Here is a 17983-nt window from a genome sequence, read left to right on the forward strand (position 1 = left end):
CCCCACCCCCACCCCCCCCCCCCCCCCCCCCCCCCCACCCCCCCCCCCCCCCCCCCCCCACCCCGCGGCGCCCCGCCCCCGCCCCGCACTAGGGTGCGGGTGGGAACCCCCGCCGCCACGCCGAAGGCGTGGCAGCATTACATCTCAGCGCCAGCCGCGGGGGTGGTTGGCGGCGCGGGGGCCGCTGCCGCGGGCGGCTGATCCCGCGGCCTCGGCGAGGACGTCGGCGAGCTCGTCGAAGCCGTCGCGGACCAGGCCAGCCGTCACGCGGACGTGGTCGCTGTCGAGGTGGCTCACCTCGAACGGGGCGCCGGGGGCGACCGCGATGCCGTGGGCGGCCAGGGTCAACATTGCCACCTGCTGGCTGGCCACGGCCATCCACAGGTTGATCCCGTCGCCGGCGGTTGCGGTCACGCCACGGGCGTCGAGGGCGTCGAGCAGGGCGGTGCGGCGGCGGGCGTACTCGTCGCGGGCGTGGGCGATCTGGTCCACTGTGGACGGATCGGTGAGCAGGTCGACGAGGACGGCCTGCAGCAGGCGGCTGGACCAGCCGGGGCCGAGCAGGCGGCGGTCGGTGACGGCGGTGACCACGTCGGCCGGGCCGCCGATCGCGGCGAGGCGCAGGTCGGGGCCGTGGCTCTTGGAGAAGCTCAGCACGTGCACGGTGCGGTCGGGCAGGCGGCGGCCGAGGCTGACCGGGGGTGCGGTGGCGATGTCGCCGGCGTGGTCGTCCTCGATGACGGTGACGGCGGGGTGCTTGGCCAGGACGCGGGCGAGCTTGTCGGCGCGGGCCTGGGTCATGCTGGCGCCGGTCGGGTTGTGGGCGCGGGGCTGCAGGTACACGGCGACCGGCTCGTACGTCTGCAGGGCGGCGGCGAGGGCCTCGGGGCGCATCCCGTGCTCGTCGATGGCGACGCCCGCGACGGTGGCGCCGACGGCTTCGAGCAGGTCCAGCACCGGGGGGAACGCGGGGTTCTCGACGAGGACGTGGTCGCCGAAGCGGACCACGGTGCCGGTGATCCGGTCGAGCGCGTCCAGCGCGCCGTCGACGACGGTGAGCTGCTCGGGTGGGAACGGCCAGCGGGCGCGCAGCGCCGTCTCCAGGGAGGGCAGGACCGCGCCGTCCAGGTAGCTGGTGGTGAGGCGGGCGTCGCCGATGCGGCGCAGGGCGTCGGTGAGCGACGGCAGCAGGTCGTAGTCGGGCACACCGGTCGAATAGTCGCGGACGAGACCCGCGCCCAGCTCGCCGACGCGGCCGCCGAGCTGGGCGTACCGCAGCCGCTGCCGCGGCAGCGACGGGCCGGCCACGAACGTGCCGGAGCGGCCGCGGGTCTGGATGGCGCCGGCGCGGGCCAGGCTGCGCCACGCCTCGGACACGGTGGTGGGGCTGATCCCGAGCTCGCGCGCGACGTCCCGCACGGTGGGCAGGCGGGAGCCGGCGGGCAGTGTCCCGGCGGTCACCAGACGGCTGACGGCGGCGGCGATGCCCCGGGCGCTGCGGTCGTCGACCGCCCCGGCGATGAGCGCGAGCAAATTACATCTCCGAAACATTCTGTAACGCTTGGACCATTGTCCGCCTAGATTTGTGTCGTTAGTGTCCTACGGCATCCGACCCGGCACAAGGTCACCCGCAGGCCCGAGCGCCGGAAGGACACAGTGGACTGACCAGAGAGGGGCAGCCATGGCAGATGTCATCCGTGCCGCCATCGTCCAGACGAGCTGGACAGGCGACAAGGAGTCGATGATCAAGGCGCACGAGGACTATGCGCGGCAAGCCGCGGCGCAGGGCGCGAAAGTGATCTGTTTCCAGGAACTCTTCTACGGACCCTACTTCTGCCAGGTGCAGGACAAGGCCTACTACGAGTATGCCGAGTCCATCCCCGGCCCCACCACCGAGCGCTTCCAGGCTCTGAGCAAAGAGCTGGGCATGGTGATGGTGCTGCCGATGTACGAGCAGGAGCAGCCGGGCGTGCTGTACAACACCGCCGCGGTGCTGGACGCGGACGGCAGCTACCTGGGCAAGTACCGCAAGAACCACATCCCGCAGGTCAAGGGCTTCTGGGAGAAGTTCTACTTCCGCCCCGGCAACCTCGGCTACCCGGTGTTCGACACGGCCGTCGGCAAGGTCGGCGTCTACATCTGCTACGACCGGCACTTCCCGGAGGGCTGGCGGGCGCTCGGCCTCAACGGCGCGCAGATCGTGTTCAACCCGTCCGCGACCAGCCGCGGCCTGTCGGCCTACCTGTGGCAGCTGGAGCAGCCGGCGAGCGCGGTGGCCAACGAGTACTTCATCGGCGCGATCAACCGGACCGGCATCGAGGACCTCGGCGACAACGACTTCTACGGCACGTCCTACTTCGTCGACCCCGAGGGCAAGTTCGTCGGTGAGGTCGGCGACGCGCACAACCCCGAGCTGATCGTCCGGGACCTCGACATGGGCCTGCTCGCCGAGGTCAGGGACCGATGGCAGTTCTACCGGGACCGGCGCCCGGACGCGTACGGGGACCTGGTGAAACCGTGAGCGGCTCGCAGCGGAGCGGAGAAGCCGCTCACCAGCAGACGCAGTTCGTTGAGCGGTGCCGGAGTGAAGCGGAGGCGGCGCGATGATCCTGATCAAGGGCGGGACCGTGATCGGTCCCACGGGTGCGTACCCGGCCGACGTGCTCGTCGTCGGCGAGCAGGTCTCAGCGATCTTCGCCCCGGGACAGGGTCCGCAGGAGGGCGACTTCGAGACGCTCGACGCGACCGGCAAGTACGTCATCCCCGGCGCCGTCGACGCGCACACGCACATGGAGCTGCCGTTCGGCGGCACGTTCGCCAGCGACACATTCGACACCGGCACCCGCGCCGCCGCGTGGGGCGGCACGACCACGATCATCGACTTCGCGGTGCAGCGCACCGGGGAGGTCGTGCAGGACGGCCTGGCCGCCTGGCACGGCAAGGCGGACGGCAACTGCCACGTCGACTACGCGTTCCACATGATCCTCGGCGGCGTCGACGACGAGTCGCTCAAGGCCATGGACACCCTCGTCACCGACGAGGGGATCACCAGCTTCAAGCTGTTCATGGCGTACCCGGGCGTCTTCTACAGCGACGACGGCCAGATCCTGCGCGCGATGCAGAAGGCCCGCGACAACGGCGCCATGATCATGATGCACGCGGAGAACGGGCCGGCGATCGACGTGCTCGTCAAGCAGGCCCTGGAGCGCGGCGAGACCGACCCGATCCACCACGGCCTCACCCGCCCCGAGGCCCTGGAGGCGGAGGCGACCAGCCGCGCCATCTGGCTCGCCGGAGTCGCCGCCGACTGCCCGCTGTACATCGTGCACCTGTCCGCCAGCAAGGCCCTCGAGCAGGTCGCCGCCGCCCGCGACCTCGGCCGCAACGTGTTCGCCGAGACCTGCCCGCAGTACCTGTACCTGACGCTCGAGGACCAGCTCGGCGCGCCCGGCTTCGAGGGCGCCAAGTGGGTGTGCTCGACGCCGCTGCGCAGCAAGCACGAGACGCACCGCGCCGACCTGTGGCAGGGGCTACGCACCAACGACCTGTCGGTCGTGTCCACCGACCACTGCCCCTTCTGCTTCAAGGACCAGAAGGAGCTCGGCATCGGCGACTTCTCCAAGATCCCCAACGGGATCGGCAGCGTCGAGCACCGCGTCGACCTGCTGTACCAGGGCGTCGTGGACGGCAAGCTCAGCCTCGCCCGCTGGGTAGAGACGATCGCGACCACCCCCGCGCGCATGTTCGGCCTGTACCCGAGGAAGGGCGTCATCGCGCCCGGCTCCGACGCCGACATCGTGCTCTACGACCCGGCGGCCCGCACCCGCATCGGCGTCGAGACGCATCACATGAACATGGACCACTCCGCCTGGGAAGGCTACGAGATCGCCGGGAAGGTCGACACCGTCATGTCGCGCGGTCGCGTGATCGTGAAGGACGGCGCGTACCACGGCGCCAAGGGCCATGGGCAGTTCGTCCGCCGCGGACTCTCCGACTACCTGATCTGAAACTGAGGCAAGAAGCATGCGTGAGATCAAGCACTGGCTCGACGGCGCCGCCGTCGAGGGCACCAGTGGCAGGCAGTTGCCGGTCTGGGACCCGGCGACCGGCGAACAGCAGGCGTACGTGGTGGCCGCCACCGCCGAGGAGACCAACCGGGCGGTCGCCAGCGCCCTCAAGGCGTTCCCCGCGTGGCGGGCCGCGTCGCTGTCCCGCCGCGCCGAGGTGATGTTCCGGTTCCGCGAGCTCGTCGACGCCAACCGCAAGGAGATCGCGGCGCTGGTCAGCCAGGAGCACGGCAAGACCGTCGCCGACGCCGCCGGCGAGCTGGCCCGCGGCCTGGAGAACATCGAGTTCGCGACCGGCGCGCCGCACCTGCTCAAGGGCGGCTACAGCGAGCAGGCGTCCAACGGTGTCGACGTGTACTCGATCCGCCAGCCGCTCGGGGTCGTCGCCGGGATCACGCCGTTCAACTTCCCGGCGATGGTACCGATGTGGATGTTCGCCAACGCGCTCGTCTGCGGCAACACGTTCGTGCTCAAACCCAGCGAGAAGGACCCGTCGGTCTCGCTGCTGCTGGCCGACCTGCTGCGGCAGGCCGGGCTGCCCGACGGCGTGTTCAACGTCGTGCAGGGCGACCGGGAGGCCGTGGAGACCCTGCTGAGCCACCCTGACGTGCAGGCGCTGAGCTTCGTCGGCTCGACCCCGATCGCCAAGGCCGTCTACGAGGCCGGGACCAGGGCGGGCAAGCGGGTCCAGGCGCTCGGCGGCGCGAAGAACCACATGGTCGTGCTGCCCGACGCCGACGTCGACAGCGCCGCCGACGCCGCCGTCTCCGCCGGGTACGGCTCGGCGGGGGAGCGGTGCATGGCGATCTCCGTCGTCGTGGCCGTCGGTGCCGTCGCCGACCCGCTCGTCGCGGCGATCAGCGAGCGGATCGGCCGGATCGCGGTCGGCCCGGCCAGCGACCCGGCCGCGGAGATGGGCCCGCTCATCACCCGCGAGCACCGCGACAAGGTCGCCGGGTACCTGGCCGGCACCGCCGCCGAGATCGTCGTCGACGGCCGCGAGGCACCCGTCAGCAGCGGGCCCGGCTTCTTCCTCGGCGCGTCACTGGTGGACAAGGTCAGCACCGACGAGGCGCTGTACACCGACGAGATCTTCGGGCCGGTCCTGTCCGTCGTGCGGGTCGACAGCTACGACGAGGCCGTCAAACTCGTCAACGACAACGAGTACGGCAACGGCACCGCCATCTTCACCCGCGACGGCGGCGCCGCCCGGCGGTTCCAGTACGACGTGGTCTGCGGCATGGTCGGCGTCAACGTGCCCGTGCCGGTCCCGGTCGCCTACTACAGCTTCGGCGGCTGGAAGTCCTCGCTCTTCGGCGACCTGCACATGTACGGCCCCGAAGGGATCCAGTTCTACACGCGCAGCAAGGTCGTCACCTCGCGCTGGCCGGACCCGGCCACCTCGGAGGTCGACCTCGGCTTCCCGAAGGTGCGGTGACGACGATGGACATCGGGGTGGTGCTGCAGTGCGACCCGCCTGCGACACGCACCGTGGAGCTCGCGAAGCAGGCCGAGGCGGCCGGCTTCAGCCACGTGTGGACGTTCGACTCGCACGTGCTGTGGCAGGAGCCGTTCGTCATCTACAGCAAGATCCTCGCCGACACCGAGCGGGTGATCGTGGGGCCGATGGTGACCAACCCCGGCACCCGCGACTGGACCGTGACGGCGTCGCTGTTCGCCACCCTGAACGAGATGTACGGCAACCGCACCGTCTGCGGCATCGGCCGCGGCGACTCGGCGGTGCGGGTACTGGGCAGCCGGCCGACGACCCTCGCCGAGCTGCGCGAGTGCGTGCAGGTGATCCGGGAGCTCGGCAACGGCCGGGAGGTCCACCTGCGCGACCGTGACCTGCAGTTCGCGTGGGCGCCCGACAGCCGGCTCGAGGTGTGGGTCGCCGCGTACGGGCCGAAGGCCCTCGCGCTCACCGGCGAGGTCGGCGACGGGTACATCCTGCAGCTCGCCGACCCCGACATCGCCGCGTGGATGATCAAGGCGGTGCGCGAGGCGGCGCAGAAGGCAGGCCGGGACCCGGCGGCGATCACGTTCTGCGTCGCCGCGCCCGCGTACGTGGGGGAGGACACAGACGAATCCAGAGCCCACCAGCGGGAGCAGACCCGGTGGTTCGGCGGGATGGTCGGCAACCACATCGCCGACATCGTGGAACGGTACGGCAGCTCCGGCGCCGTCCCGACCGCCCTCACCGACTACATCAAGGGTCGCAAGGGCTACGACTACGCCGAGCACGGCCGGGCCGGCAACACGCACACCGACTTCGTGCCCGACGAGATCGTCGACCGGTTCTGCATCCTCGGCCCGGTCGAGGAGCACCTGAAGCGGCTGAACGAGCTCAAGGAACTCGGCGTCGACCAGTTCGCCGTGTACCTGCAGCACGACGCGAAGGAATCGACGCTGCGGGCGTACGGCGAGCACATCATCCCGGCTGTCACGAAATGAGGAAGGCCCTCGGTGCCCTCGGGGGGCTGGTCGTCTTCGCCCTGTTGTGGGAGGGGTACAAGGCGGTCGGTGACCCCGAGGGCACCACGGTCCTCGGCGTGAAGGTCCTGCCCCGCGCCGACGACCTGTCGATGCCGCACCTGTGGACCGTGGTGCAGCGGCTGGGCCGGCCCGAGCTGACCGGTGGCCGGCCGGTGTGGCAGGTGGTGTTCGACGCCTGCGTGTTCACGCTGGGTGTGACGGCCGTCGGGTTTCTCGCCGGCACGGCCATCGGGTTCGTCCTGGCCACCCTGATGCAACGCTTCCGGGTGGTGGAGCGGGGTCTGCTGCCGTACGTGGTGCTGTCGCAGACCGTGCCGCTGGTGGCCCTGGCGCCGCTGGTCGCGGGCTGGAGCGGCGCCCTGTCCTTCGGTCCCTACCCGTGGCAGGACTGGATGACGGTCGCGGTCATCGCCGCGTACCTGGCGTTCTTCCCCGTCGCCGTCGGGCTGCTGCGCGGGCTGCAGTCGCCGTCGGCGAGCGGCGTCGAGCTGATGCGCAGCTACGCGGCCGGCTGGTGGCGCACCTACGGCAAGCTGCGGCTGCCCGCGGCGCTGCCGTTCCTGTTCCCCGCGCTGCGGCTGGCCGGCGCGGCCGCGGTCGTCGGCGCGGTCGTCGGCGAGATCTCCACCGGCACCCGCGGCGGGATCGGCCGGCTCGTCATCGAATACTCCCGGGAGGCCACCTCTGACCCCGCGAAGGTCTACACCGCCATGCTCGGCGCCGCCCTGCTCGGCCTCGTTGTCGCCGGCGCCGTCAGCCTGCTCGAACTGCCCCTCATGCGGCACCGGCGCAGGGTCGAGGTGAACGTCATATGAGCGGCCCGGAGCGCAGCGGAGGTGGCGGCATGACCGCTGTGTCGATTGCTGGGGTCAGCAAGGTGTTCAACCAAGGTCGGCCCGACGAGGTGACCGCGCTGTCCGACGTGGACCTCACCGTCGACAGTGGACAGTTCGTGTCGCTGATCGGCCCGTCGGGGTGTGGCAAGAGCACCCTGCTGCGGCTCATCGCCGACCTCATCGACCCTACCGCAGGCACCGTCACCGTCGCCGGGAAACCCGCCGCGCAGGCCCGCCGCGACCAGGAGTACGGCATCGCCTTCCAGCAGGCGGGGCTCTTCGAGTGGCGCACCGTGCGCCGCAACGTGGAGCTGCCCCTCGAACTGCGCAAGGTGCCCAAGGCGGAGCGCAGGGTCCGGGCCGAGGAGATGCTCACCCTCGTCGGCCTCGCCGACTTCGCCGGCCACTACCCCGCCCAGCTGTCCGGCGGCATGCAGCAGCGGGTCGCGATCGCGCGGGCACTGGCCGTACACCCGCCGCTGCTGCTGATGGACGAGCCGTTCGGTGCACTGGACGAGATGACCCGGGAGCGGCTGCAGGGCGAGCTGCTGCAGATCTGCGCGAAGACCGGCACCAGCACGGTGTTCGTCACCCACTCGATCTCCGAGGCGGTGTTCCTGTCCGACAAGGTCGTCGTCATGTCGGCGCGGCCCGGCCGGATCACCGCGACCGTCGACATCGAGCTGCCCGGCCGCGACGAGGCGGCCCGGCAGTCCCCGGCCTACTTCGAGTACGTGACCGCGGTCCGCAAGGCGCTGCGGGCATGAGGTACGTCCGTTCGGTCCTGCCCCCGGTGCTCGTCGGTGTCCTCTCCGTCGTGCTGTGGGAGGTCGTCGTCACCGCGGGGCGGATCGCTCCGTTCATCCTGCCGGCCCCGTCGGCGATCTGGGACCAGCTGGTCGAGCAGCGCGACAACGTCGTCGACGCGGCCCTCGCCAGCGGCACCAACGCCCTTGTCGGGCTCGTCGGCGGCACCGTCGTGGCGGTCCTCGCCGCGTTGCTGTTCAGCCGCTCGAAGCTGCTCAGCGACATCGCGGTGCCCTACGCGGCGGTCGTCAACGCGTTGCCGATCATCGCCCTCGCCCCGATCCTCAACAACATGTTCGACTCCACCAGCAGCCTGCCGCGGCGGGTGGTGGCCGGGATCATCGCGTTCTTCCCGGTCTTCATCAACACGCTGCGCGGACTGCGGGAGGTCGACCCGACCCACCGTGAGCTGATGGACAGCTACGCGGCGGGCGGGTGGACGTTCGCCCGCCTGGTCCGCCTGCCGGGCGCGCTGCCGTACGTCTTCACCGGGCTGCGGCAGGCGTCGTCCCTGGCGGTCATCGCCGCGGTCGTCGCCGAGTACTTCGGCGGCCTGCAGGACGGGCTCGGCGCGCGGATCACGTCGGCGGCCGCGTTCACCGCGTACCCGCGGGCGTGGGCGTTCGTCGTCGGCGCCTGCGTCCTCGGGCTCGTCTTCTACCTGACCACGCTCCTGCTGGAGCGGCTCGCAACGCCCTGGAAGTCCCGTTCATAACGCGGTACCCCCGGAGGAACCCCCATGAAAAGAGTGCGCCTCATCGGCGCCGTCGCCGCGGCAGGACTCGTCCTGGCCGGCTGCGGCACCGCCGACACCGACAAACCGACGACCACCACCAGCGGCGGCGTCACCACCGTGAAGCTGCAGCTGCAGTGGTTCTTCCAGGCCCAGTTCGCCGGGTACATCGCCGCCGTCGACAAGGGCTTCTACAAGGAGCAGGGCCTCGACGTGCAGCTGCTCGAGGGCGGCGTCGACATCGTGCCGCAGACCGTCCTGGCCACCGGCAAGGCCGACTACGCCGTCGCCTGGGTGCCGAAGGCGCTCGCGTCGCGGGAGCAGGGCGCCGGGATCACCGACGTCGGGCAGATCTTCGCCCGCTCCGGCACGTACCAGGTCGCGTTCGCCAGCAGCGGCATCAAGTCCCCGGCGGACTTCAAGGGCAAGAAGGTCGGCAACTGGGGCTTCGGCAACGAGTTCGAGCTGTTCGCCGGCATGACGAAGGCCGGGCTCGACCCGGGCAAGGACGTCACGCTCGTGCAGCAGCAGTTCGACATGCAGGCGCTGCTGAAGAAGGAGATCGACGTCGCGCAGGCGATGTCCTACAACGAGTACGCGCAGCTGCTGGAGGCGACGAACCCGGCGACCGGCGCGCTGTACAAGGCGGAGGACTTCTCCATCATCGACTGGAAGACCGTCGGCACGTCGATGCTGCAGGACGCGGTGTGGGCCAACACCGACAAGCTCAAGGACAAGGCGTACCAGGACCAGACGGTGAAGTTCCTGACCGCCACGATCAAGGGCTGGGCGTACTGCCGCGACAAGCCCGAGGAGTGCCGTGACATGGTCGTCGCGAGGGGCTCCAAGCTCGGCAAGAGCCACCAGCTGTGGCAGATGAACGAGGTCAACAAGCTCGTCTGGCCGGCCGCGAAGGGCATCGGCATCATCGACGAGGCCGCCTGGGACCAGACCGTCGACATCTCGCTGACGACGAAGAACCAGGTCGGTGACACGGTGCTGAAGAAGAAGCCCGAGGGCCTGTCGTACACCAACGATTACATGCAGAAGGCGGTCGACGCGGCGAAGGCCGCCGGTGTCGACGTGCTCGGCTCGTCGTTCACCCCGCAGACCGTCACCCTGACGGCCGGCGGCGCGTAAGTTCCACGGCCACCCCGCAGACCGTCACCCTGACGGCCGGCGGCGCGTAAGTTCCACGGCCACCCCGCCGGCGTTCGCACCTGACCGCCGGTGGGGTGGCCGGTCGGTCACCGCTTCGGCGAGCGGCGCCCGTGCAGCGCGGGGCGCCCGCCGGCGTGGGTGACGACGTCACCGGCGGCCGACACCGCGAACCGGGCCGCCTCCCGCGGCGACGCCCCTTCCAGCAGGGCCGCCGTGAGCGCGGCGGTGAGCGCGTCACCGCCGCCGGTGCTGTCCACGGCGTCACCGCCGGCGTGCGGGACCAGCTCGTGGCCGTCCCGCCACACGAACAGGTCACCGCCCTCCTCCAGGGCGAACGCGAGCAACCCCGGCCCCGCGTCCAGCAGGGCGGGCGCGGCCTCCAGGACGTCCTTCTCCCGCGCCGGTACCCCCAGCAGCAGCGCCGCCTCGTGCGCGTCGGCCCGCAGCACGTCGGCGTCGCGCAGGATCCCGCGGTCGGTGACGGCGCCGTCGAGCACGACGAGGCCGCCGGCCAGCTCGACCGCGGCACGGACCGCGTCCAGGGGCTGCTGCAGCTGCACGAGGACCGCGCGGGCGCCGCCCAGCAGGCCGGCCGCGGCCCGCACGTCGGCCTCGGTCAGCAGCACGCCCAGCGGCAGGTGCTCCAGGTACCGCCACCGGCCGCCGTCCTCGAGCACCTCGACGATCAGCCCGGTCGGGGTGCCGGCCCGGCGCACCACGTGCGAGACGTCGATGCCGTCGACGCCGGCCTGCGCGACGAGCGCGTCGCCGACCGGGTCGTCGCCGGCGACCGCGACCAGGGCGGTCGCCACCCCGAGCTGTGCCAGGCCGACGGCCTGGTTGGCGCCCTTGCCGCCGAGCTGCTCCAGCCGGTCCCGGACCGCGCCGGACGTCCCGGCGTCCGGCAGCCGCTCCATCACCATGACGAGATCACGGGCCAGCTGCCCGACCACCACCGCATCCATGGCGGCGCTGTTACCCGCCGCGCCGCCGCTTCACGCGCCCCGGCGCCGGTCCGGCCGCGCGGTGCGGCGGCGCACGGCGGCGGCGAGCATCGCGGCGGCGACGAACCCGCACATGCTGCCGAGGAACACCACTGGGTTGGAGGTGGCGCCGAAACCCGGGTCGCCCGGCGGCCGGAACGCTCCCGCGACCGCGAAATCGGCCGCGACGTCCAGTTCATGCACCTCGGCCGGGGTCCGCAGCACCTCCCGGGAGCCGCCCGGCCCGATCTCGACGACCTTCGCCCCCGCCGAACCCAGGTCCCGGTACGGGAACCACGCCTCCCGCCACGACGCCTCGACGGGTTCGGTGCGGGCGCCGGGCACACCCACCACCGCGACGGCGGTGCCGTCGGCGCGCCAGCCGAGCAGCCGCAGATACCTGGCGTCCGGGACCGGTGCCAGGCGGTGGTCGTCGAGCACCGCCCCGTCCGTGGCCCGCCGCAGCACGACCGTCCACGTGTCGGCACCGGTCCGCACCGCCGTCGCGAACGCCGACCCGTCCGGCAGCCACGCCCCGGCCCCGGCGAGCGCCGCGCCGTCCAGCGGCACCGTGTACGCGGGCCGGGCGGCGCGCAGGTCGTACACCGTCAACCGGCCGTCGACCATGAACGCGACGCGGTCGTTGCCGGGGGCGACCGCCACCGCGAAGCCCGGCACCAGCCATCCGTCGCCGGTGTCGACGCGCGCGGTGACGGTGCGGCGGGCGAGGTCGAAGACCCCGGCTCCGGTGCTGTCCTGGAAGACGACGAGCGTGCCGTCGGGGGAGAACGCCCGGACCTCGCCGGGCACCGTCGTGCGCCGCCCGGTGACCAGCGACGTCACCGCGCCGTCGCGGGCGATCCGGGTGCCGTCCGGGGACAGCAGCGCCTCGAAGCCGGGGCTGGCATAGATGGCGTCGGTGAAGACCCGGCACCGGTCCCCGTCGGCGCTGAGCGCGGCGAACCGCCCCTCCTGCCAGTCGTTGGTGGTCGCGGGGCCGGCGTAGATCGCCGCGGTCACCCCGATTTTGCCTGCGCCGCCGGTGTACCAGGGGGGCACCGGCAACCGCGTCGCGATGCCCTGCCCTGAGCCCTGCGACGGGACGGCGGCGCCGTCGCGGCCGGGACGCGCCACCCAGCCGGCCCCGGCCATGACGAGCAGCACGGCGACCGCGGCCAGCGCCGCCGCCCGCCGGCCGCGGTGCCTGGCCCGGGCCGCCTCGTAGAACCCGTCGGGCAGGGTGCCGCGGGGCGCCTGCTCGGCGAGGACCCGCAGTCCCGCCCGGATGCCGTTCATGAGCGCACCTCCAGCTCGGCCGTCAGCTCCGGCGCCAGCATCCGCAGCCGCTCCAGCGCGTGCCGGGTCTGGCTCTTCACCGTGCCGACCCGCACCCCGAGCCGCGCCGCGGTCTCCACCTCCGTGCAGTCCTCGTAGAACCGCAGCACCAGCACCGCCCGCTGCTTCGGCGTCAACCTCGCCAACGCCCGCCGCATCATCACCGCCAGCTCCGGCTCACCGCCCGGCGGCGCCGCCCGCTCCGGCACGTCCCCGGTCAACGTCTCGGCGGCCCGCGACCGACGCCGCCGCCACCAGCTCACCGACTGCGTGTAGAGCGCCCGCCGCGCGTACGCGCCCGGGTTGTCGAGCCGGAGCCACCGCACCGCCAGCCGCGCCAGCACCGTCTGCACGAGGTCCTCGGCGTCCTGCCGGTCCCCGGTCAGCAGGTACGCGGTCCTGGTCAGCGCGTCGATCTCACCGCGCACGAAGTCCTCGAACGTCAACCCGTCGCCTCCCCTCACCGGTACTGACGCACCGCGCCCCGCCGCCGGAGGGAACCCGCGCGGGGGGCGTGCACGGGTGTGGCCGTTCGCAGACGAACGCGGGGCGGCGGCCCTTCGGCCACCGCCCCGCACGTGATCGGCCCGTCGCGTGGTCTGCTTGTCGCGTGGTCTGCTTTGTCGCGCGGCCTGCTTGTCGCGTGGTCAGGCGACGTACACGTCCGCGGCGTCGAGGGCGTCGTCGATCGCGTCGATGCCCTGCAGCAGCTCCTCCTCGGTGATGACCAGCGGCGGCACCACGTGCACCCGGTTGAAGTGGGTGAACGGCCACACGCCGCGGGCCTTGCAGGCGGCGACGACGTCGGCCATCGGCTTCGCCGCGGCGCCGGAGGCGTTGTAGGGCACCAGCATCTCGCGGGTGTCGGGGTCGCGGACCAGCTCGATCGCCCAGAACAGGCCCAGGCCGCGGACCTCGCCGACCGACGGGTGCCGGTCGCGCAGCTTCTCCAGCCGCGGCCCGACGACCCGCTCGCCGAGGTCCCGGACCCGATCGGGGATGCGCTCCTCATGCATCACGTCGATCGTCGCGACCGCCGCCGCGCAGGCCAGGGGGTGCCCGGAGTAGGTGAGCCCACCCGGGAACGGGCGCTCGGCGAACGTGTCGTACACCTTCTCGCCGAGCACGACACCGCCCAGCGGGACGTAGCCGGAGTTGACGCCCTTCGCGAACGTGATGAGGTCCGGCACCACACCCCACCGGTCCACGGCGAACCACTCGCCGCACCGGCCGAAACCGCTCATCACCTCGTCGCAGATGAGCAGCACGCCGTGCCGGTCGCACAGCTCCCGCACGCCGGCGAGGTAGCCGGGCGGCGGCACGAGGATGCCGTTGGTCCCGACGACCGACTCGAGCAGGACCGCGGCGATCGTCTGCGGCCCCTCGAACATGAACACCTCTTCGAGGTGCTGCAGGGCGCGGGCCGTCTCCTGCTCGGCGCTGTCGCTGTGGAAGGCCGAGCGGTAGGTGTACGGCCCGAAGAACCGCACCACCCCCGGCATCGCGGGCTCGTTGGCCCAGCGGCGCGGGTCGCCGGTCAGCGTGATCGACCCTGTGGTGGCGCCGTGGTACGACCGGTACGCGGCCAGGATCTTGTGCCGCCCGGTGGTGAGCCGGGCCATCTTGACCGCGTGCTCGTTGGCCTCGGTGCCGCCGTTGGTGAAGAACACGTGTGACAGGTCGCCGGGCGCCACCTCCGCGATCCGGCGGGCGGCCTCGCTGCGCGCCGGGTTGGCGAAGCTCGGCGCGATCGTGCACAACTGCGCCGCCTGCTCCTGGATCGCGGCGACGACCTTGGGATGCTGGTGGCCGAGGTTGAGGTTGACCAGCTGCGAGGAGAAGTCGAGATACCGGGCGCCGCCGGCGTCCCAGAACGTGCTGCCGAGGCCGCCGGTGACGACGACCGGGTCCAGCGCCCGCTGCGCCGACCAGGAGTGGAAGACGTGCGCGCGGTCGTCGCGGTAGGCGTCGGCTTCGGAGGTGTGTCCCGTCATGAGCCGACGCTAATGGCACACGTGCGCCCGTACAATACCTCCACTGTTACAGCTTGTTACGCGCCCTATGCTGAGACCATGCAGATCACCTCGATCGCCGAACTGGAGGACCTGCTCGGGTCGCCGATGCCCCGGGCCGCAAGCAAGGAACGCAGCACCCTCACCGCCACCGACCGGGACTGGCTGGCGCTGTCGCCGTTCGTCCTCGTGGCCACCTCCGACGCCGACGGCAACTGCGACGTGTCCCCGAAGGGCGACCCGCCCGGCTTCACGCACGTCCTCGACGACCGTACGATCGTGATCCCCGAACGCCCGGGCAACCGCCGCGCCGACAGCTTCCACAACATCCTCGCCAACCCCCACGTCGGCCTGATCTTCCTCATCCCCGGCCGCCGCGAGACCCTGCGCGTCAACGGCCGCGCGCGCCTGCTCACCGACGCCCCGTGGTTCTCCGAGCTGGTCGTCGAGGGCCACAAGCCGGTCCTGGCCCTGGTCGTCGACATCGACACGATCTTCTTCCACTGCCAGAAGGCCTTCATGCGCTCGCAGCTGTGGAAGCCCGAGACCTGGACCCCCGAGGTGCTGCCCTCCCACGCGAAGCTCATCAAGAGCGTGCAGGACACGGTGGAGACCGTCGAGCAGCTCGAGGAGTACTACGAAGAGGGCCGCTACAGCCGCAACCTGTACACCTGAACGGCCCGCCTCCCCCTGACCGCCGGCCCGACACTGTTGCGCCCGGCCGGCGGCCGGGCCGGCCACCGGTACCCCGACGACATCGGCGCGGCGGCGGAGCGCTCGTGAAGGTCGAGCGGCCGACCTGCCGCCGGGCGACTTCTGGCCGATGCCGGCACCACCAGCGGGTGAGCTGCCCGATCCGCACCCACGGCACCCCGGGAGCGCTGATCAGCGGCCTCTACCGGTCCAGGCGCGGCCGGAAGTCGGCGAACGCCGCGCACCTCGGGGGCCGACGTGGCCCCGACCAGGTTGAAGGCGATCCCGGCCGTGCTCCGGTCAGGGCGCAGTTCTGGCGGGGCCGTCGCCACGCGGGGATGTCCCGCGGGTGGTCAGCGGCGAGGTCACCGGTGTGCTGGCGGCTCGGGCAGGTACGGGTCAGCCGGCGTGGTGCAGGTGGCCGGTGTCGTTGAACGCGACCAGCGCCGGTGGCCGGTCGGTTTCCCACGCCAGGACGGTGAGGGCGCAGTTGTCCTGGTTGAGGCCGAGCCATCGCCAGGTGGGGGCGTCCAGGACGTGGCGGACGAACCAGCCGATGACGAAGTTGTGGGTGACCAGCAGCTCGGTGCGGTCATCGTCGCCGACGGTGAGGAGCCGGGCGACCGCGGCCTGCAGGGCGGTCGCGTCCGGGTCGCGTTCGGCTGGCGGGACCTGGTCCAGCCAGGGACGGTACCGCTCCGGGTAGTCGGTCTCCCGCCCCGGCGACGGCACCGGCGTGCGGTCGGTGACGAGGTCGCAGGCGTGGGCGGGCGCCCCGGGCAGGTGGGCGGCGACGATGGCGGCGGTCTCGGCGGCGCGCCGCAGGGGGCTGTGGTGCACAGACGTGAACGGCACGCCGCGCAGCCGGTGGCCGAGCCGCTCCGCCTGCGCCCGGCCCGCGGCGGACAGGCTGCTGCCAGGGGTGTGGCCGTCGGCGTGGCCGTGGCGGACGAGGTACAGCGTGGTGCGCGCCAACACCGTCACAGCCTCAGGTACGCCAGCACCGCCAGCACCCGGCGGTTGTCGTCCTCGGACTGGGGCAGACCCAGCTTGGCGAAGATGTTGTTGATGTGCTTGCCGACCGCCTTGTCCGTGACGAACAGGCGGGCGGCGATCGCGGCGTTGGAGCGGCCCTCCGCCATCAGGCCCAGCACCTCCCGCTCGCGCGGGGTCAGCGCCGCGATCGGGGCGCTGCGGGCCAGCAGCTGCGAGACGACCTCGGGGTCCATGGCGGTGCCGCCGCCGGCGACGCGGCGGACCGCGTCGATGAACTCGCCGACGGTGGCGACCCGGTCCTTGAGCAGATAGCCGACGCCGCCGCGGCGGTCGGAGAGCAGCTCGCGGGCGTACAGCTGCTCGACGTGCTGGGAGAGGACCAGCACGGGCAGGCCCGGCGCCTCGGCCCGGGCGGCGATCGCGGCGCGCAGGCCCTCGTCGGTGAACGTGGGCGGCAGGCGCACGTCGACGACGGCGACGTCGGGGCGGTGCTCCAGCAGGGCCTCGCGCAGGGCCTCGCCGGTCTCGACGGCCGCGGCCACCGTGAAGCCGTACGCGCTCAGCAGCCGGATCAGCCCGTCGCGGAGGAGGGCGAGGTCCTCGGCGATGACAACGCGCACGGCAGCTCCATGGTCAGCACGGTCGGGCCGCCGGTGGGGCTGTCGACGTGCAGCGTGCCGTCGAACGCCCCCAGGCGGCGGGCGACGCCGGTGAGCCCGGAGCCGCCCGGCGAGGCACCGCCGGCACCGTCGTCGCCGACGGTGATGAACAGGGCGCCCCCGAGGTGGGTCAACGATACCCAGGCCGTCGATGCCCGGGCGTGCTTGCCGACGTTGGTGAGGGCCTCGGCGACGGCGAAGTACGCCGCGGACTCGACCGGCGCGTCGGGGCGGCCGGGCAGGTCGATGTCGACGGTCACCGGGATCGGCAGGGTCAGGGCGAGGGCGCGCAGGCCGCCGTCGAGGCCGCGTTCGGCGAGGACCGGCGGGTGGATGCCGCGGACCAGGTGCCGCAGCTCGGCGAGGGCGAGGCCGCTGGCCTGCCGGGCCTCGGCGATGAGGGCCTGCGCGGCGGCCGGGTCGCGGATGACGAGGTCCTCGGCCATGCCGAGGCTCATGCCGAGCGACACGATGCGGGCCTGGGCGCCGTCGTGCAGGTCCCGCTCGATGCGGCGCAGCTCGGCGGCCTGCGCGTCGACGACCTGGGTGCGGGTCTCGGTGAGCCGGTCGACGCGCTGGGCGAGGGCCGCGCCGCGGGTCGGGCCGAGCAGCGTCCGGTCGAACTGGGCGAGGGTCCACAGCAGCCACGGCCCGGCGTACAGGGCACCGGCGGTGACCAGGGCGCCCTGCGGCGGGACGCTGAGCACGTCGAGGGCGTCCTCGATCGGCCAGGTGACGCCGTAGCCGTACCGGCCGGTCGCGGCGTCGATGATGAGGGCGACGCCGAGCAGCCCTTCCAGGCCGTACCCGAGCAGCACCGGACCGGCGACGCCCAGCAGCAGCCCGGCGGGCGCGCCGGCGAGCAGCCACAGCAGGTCCCGCCAGGTCGCCGGGTCGCGGACCAGCCACAGCCAGCGGCGCGGGGTGCCGACGTACGCGCCGGCGGGCAGCGGCCGGTACGGGCGGGGGATGTCGACCCACGACCAGTTGCGCGCGGCCCGGCGGTGCAGGTCGGCGTAGGCGCGCACGAGCATCGCGACCAGCGGCGCCAGGACCAGCCCCAACCCGACCACGGTCAGGGCGAGCGACACCACCGACAGCACGAGCAGGACCAGCTTCACCGGCGGCGACAGCAGTCCGAGCAGGGCCACCCGGCCGATGGCGGTGACCCCGGACCGCACGAACGCCTTCACCCTCATGCCAGC

17 protein-coding genes are annotated in these 17983 nt (G+C 72.5%); 9 read left to right on the forward strand and 8 right to left on the reverse strand.

Annotation, left to right across the window (positions count from 1 at the left end; translation table 11 throughout):
- Window positions 1–144: 144 nt before the first annotated feature.
- Window positions 145–1533 (reverse strand): aminotransferase class I/II-fold pyridoxal phosphate-dependent enzyme, encoded by a 1389-nt coding sequence (locus tag AB0H83_RS29825; RefSeq protein WP_360100335.1) that lies wholly within the window; start codon window positions 1531–1533, stop codon window positions 145–147.
- A 148-nt stretch (window positions 1534–1681) separates the two neighbouring features.
- Here AB0H83_RS29825 and AB0H83_RS29830 point away from each other — a divergent pair, with 148 nt between their 5' ends.
- The 8 genes from AB0H83_RS29830 (at window position 1682) to AB0H83_RS29865 (ending at window position 10079) form a co-directional block, all read left to right on the forward strand.
- Window positions 1682–2521: a nitrilase-related carbon-nitrogen hydrolase gene (locus tag AB0H83_RS29830; protein WP_360100338.1), complete on the forward strand. Its 840-nt coding sequence runs from the start codon at window positions 1682–1684 to the stop codon at window positions 2519–2521.
- Window positions 2522–2603: 82 nt separating this feature from the next.
- Window positions 2604–4007 carry a dihydropyrimidinase gene (hydA, locus tag AB0H83_RS29835; RefSeq protein WP_360100341.1) on the forward strand — a complete coding sequence of 468 codons (1404 nt, stop codon included), beginning with the start codon at window positions 2604–2606 and terminating at the stop codon, window positions 4005–4007.
- Between the two features lie 16 nt (window positions 4008–4023).
- Window positions 4024–5505: a CoA-acylating methylmalonate-semialdehyde dehydrogenase gene (locus AB0H83_RS29840; RefSeq protein ID WP_360100344.1), complete on the forward strand. Its 1482-nt coding sequence runs from the start codon at window positions 4024–4026 to the stop codon at window positions 5503–5505.
- Between the two features lie 5 nt (window positions 5506–5510).
- Window positions 5511–6521 carry a TIGR03842 family LLM class F420-dependent oxidoreductase gene (locus AB0H83_RS29845; protein WP_360100621.1) on the forward strand — a complete coding sequence of 337 codons (1011 nt, stop codon included), beginning with the start codon at window positions 5511–5513 and terminating at the stop codon, window positions 6519–6521.
- A complete protein-coding gene (locus tag AB0H83_RS29850) occupies window positions 6518–7378 on the forward strand; it encodes an ABC transporter permease subunit (protein WP_360100347.1) in 861 nt (286 codons plus the stop codon). Before AB0H83_RS29845 ends, AB0H83_RS29850 begins: the two co-directional genes overlap by 4 nt.
- A 29-nt stretch (window positions 7379–7407) precedes the next feature.
- Window positions 7408–8166 carry an ABC transporter ATP-binding protein gene (locus AB0H83_RS29855; RefSeq protein WP_360100350.1) on the forward strand — a complete coding sequence of 253 codons (759 nt, stop codon included), beginning with the start codon at window positions 7408–7410 and terminating at the stop codon, window positions 8164–8166.
- Window positions 8163–8921, forward strand: a complete 759-nt coding sequence (locus AB0H83_RS29860; protein ID WP_360100353.1) for an ABC transporter permease — start codon at window positions 8163–8165, stop codon at window positions 8919–8921. The genes AB0H83_RS29855 and AB0H83_RS29860 overlap by 4 nt, the downstream gene beginning before the upstream one ends.
- Before the next feature lie 24 nt (window positions 8922–8945).
- Window positions 8946–10079, forward strand: a complete 1134-nt coding sequence (locus tag AB0H83_RS29865; protein ID WP_360100356.1) for an ABC transporter substrate-binding protein — start codon at window positions 8946–8948, stop codon at window positions 10077–10079.
- Between the two features lie 107 nt (window positions 10080–10186).
- Here AB0H83_RS29865 and AB0H83_RS29870 read toward each other — a convergent pair whose 3' ends face one another.
- From AB0H83_RS29870 to AB0H83_RS29885, 4 genes are all read right to left on the reverse strand, one after another.
- Window positions 10187–11065 carry a PfkB family carbohydrate kinase gene (locus tag AB0H83_RS29870; RefSeq protein ID WP_360100359.1) on the reverse strand — a complete coding sequence of 293 codons (879 nt, stop codon included), beginning with the start codon at window positions 11063–11065 and terminating at the stop codon, window positions 10187–10189.
- A gap of 30 nt (window positions 11066–11095) precedes the next feature.
- Entirely contained in the window at window positions 11096–12379 is a 1284-nt protein-coding gene (locus AB0H83_RS29875; RefSeq protein ID WP_360100362.1) for a hypothetical protein, read from the reverse strand.
- Complete coding sequence (locus AB0H83_RS29880; RefSeq protein ID WP_360100365.1) at window positions 12376–12864, reverse strand: SigE family RNA polymerase sigma factor; 489 nt, start codon at window positions 12862–12864, stop codon at window positions 12376–12378. The genes AB0H83_RS29875 and AB0H83_RS29880 overlap by 4 nt, the downstream gene beginning before the upstream one ends.
- 201 nt (window positions 12865–13065) lie before the next feature.
- Entirely contained in the window at window positions 13066–14412 is a 1347-nt protein-coding gene (locus tag AB0H83_RS29885; RefSeq protein WP_360100368.1) for an aspartate aminotransferase family protein, read from the reverse strand.
- A 78-nt stretch (window positions 14413–14490) separates the two neighbouring features.
- Between AB0H83_RS29885 and AB0H83_RS29890 the strand changes: the two genes are divergently transcribed.
- Window positions 14491–15105, forward strand: coding sequence for a pyridoxamine 5'-phosphate oxidase family protein (locus tag AB0H83_RS29890; protein WP_360100371.1), 615 nt, complete (start codon window positions 14491–14493; stop codon window positions 15103–15105).
- Window positions 15106–15522: 417 nt separating this feature from the next.
- Here the strand turns inward: AB0H83_RS29890 and AB0H83_RS29895 are convergent, their stop codons facing one another.
- From AB0H83_RS29895 to AB0H83_RS29905, 3 genes are read right to left on the reverse strand one after another with little or no spacing between them, the layout of a single operon-like run.
- A complete protein-coding gene (locus AB0H83_RS29895; protein WP_360100374.1) occupies window positions 15523–16101 on the reverse strand; it encodes a histidine phosphatase family protein in 579 nt (192 codons plus the stop codon).
- 2 nt (window positions 16102–16103) lie between these two features.
- Window positions 16104–16739 carry a response regulator transcription factor gene (locus tag AB0H83_RS29900; protein ID WP_360100377.1) on the reverse strand — a complete coding sequence of 212 codons (636 nt, stop codon included), beginning with the start codon at window positions 16737–16739 and terminating at the stop codon, window positions 16104–16106.
- On the reverse strand, window positions 16691–17977 hold the full coding sequence (locus AB0H83_RS29905; protein WP_360100380.1) for a sensor domain-containing protein: 1287 nt from the start codon (window positions 17975–17977) through the stop codon (window positions 16691–16693). Before AB0H83_RS29905 ends, AB0H83_RS29900 begins: the two co-directional genes overlap by 49 nt.
- Window positions 17978–17983 lie beyond the last annotated feature (6 nt).

The sequence above is a fragment of the Dactylosporangium sp. NPDC050688 genome, assembly GCF_040654515.1.
Taxonomy (GTDB): Bacteria; Actinomycetota; Actinomycetes; order Mycobacteriales; family Micromonosporaceae; genus Dactylosporangium.

Excerpts from the sequence above, each read along its gene's own strand:
- AB0H83_RS29830 (WP_360100338.1), top strand. The coding sequence starts at position 1,682 with ATGGCAGATGTCATCCGTGCCGCCATCGTCCAGACGAGCTGGACAGGC.
- hydA (WP_360100341.1), top strand. The coding sequence starts at position 2,604 with ATGATCCTGATCAAGGGCGGGACCGTGATCGGTCCCACGGGTGCGTAC.
- AB0H83_RS29840 (WP_360100344.1), top strand. The coding sequence starts at position 4,024 with ATGCGTGAGATCAAGCACTGGCTCGACGGCGCCGCCGTCGAGGGCACC.
- AB0H83_RS29845 (WP_360100621.1), top strand. The coding sequence starts at position 5,511 with ATGGACATCGGGGTGGTGCTGCAGTGCGACCCGCCTGCGACACGCACC.
- AB0H83_RS29850 (WP_360100347.1), top strand. The coding sequence starts at position 6,518 with ATGAGGAAGGCCCTCGGTGCCCTCGGGGGGCTGGTCGTCTTCGCCCTG.
- AB0H83_RS29855 (WP_360100350.1), top strand. The coding sequence starts at position 7,408 with ATGACCGCTGTGTCGATTGCTGGGGTCAGCAAGGTGTTCAACCAAGGT.
- AB0H83_RS29860 (WP_360100353.1), top strand. The coding sequence starts at position 8,163 with ATGAGGTACGTCCGTTCGGTCCTGCCCCCGGTGCTCGTCGGTGTCCTC.
- AB0H83_RS29865 (WP_360100356.1), top strand. The coding sequence starts at position 8,946 with ATGAAAAGAGTGCGCCTCATCGGCGCCGTCGCCGCGGCAGGACTCGTC.
- AB0H83_RS29870 (WP_360100359.1), bottom strand. The coding sequence starts at position 11,065 with ATGGATGCGGTGGTGGTCGGGCAGCTGGCCCGTGATCTCGTCATGGTG.
- AB0H83_RS29875 (WP_360100362.1), bottom strand. The coding sequence starts at position 12,379 with ATGAACGGCATCCGGGCGGGACTGCGGGTCCTCGCCGAGCAGGCGCCC.
- AB0H83_RS29885 (WP_360100368.1), bottom strand. The coding sequence starts at position 14,412 with ATGACGGGACACACCTCCGAAGCCGACGCCTACCGCGACGACCGCGCG.
- AB0H83_RS29890 (WP_360100371.1), top strand. The coding sequence starts at position 14,491 with ATGCAGATCACCTCGATCGCCGAACTGGAGGACCTGCTCGGGTCGCCG.
- AB0H83_RS29905 (WP_360100380.1), bottom strand. The coding sequence starts at position 17,977 with ATGAGGGTGAAGGCGTTCGTGCGGTCCGGGGTCACCGCCATCGGCCGG.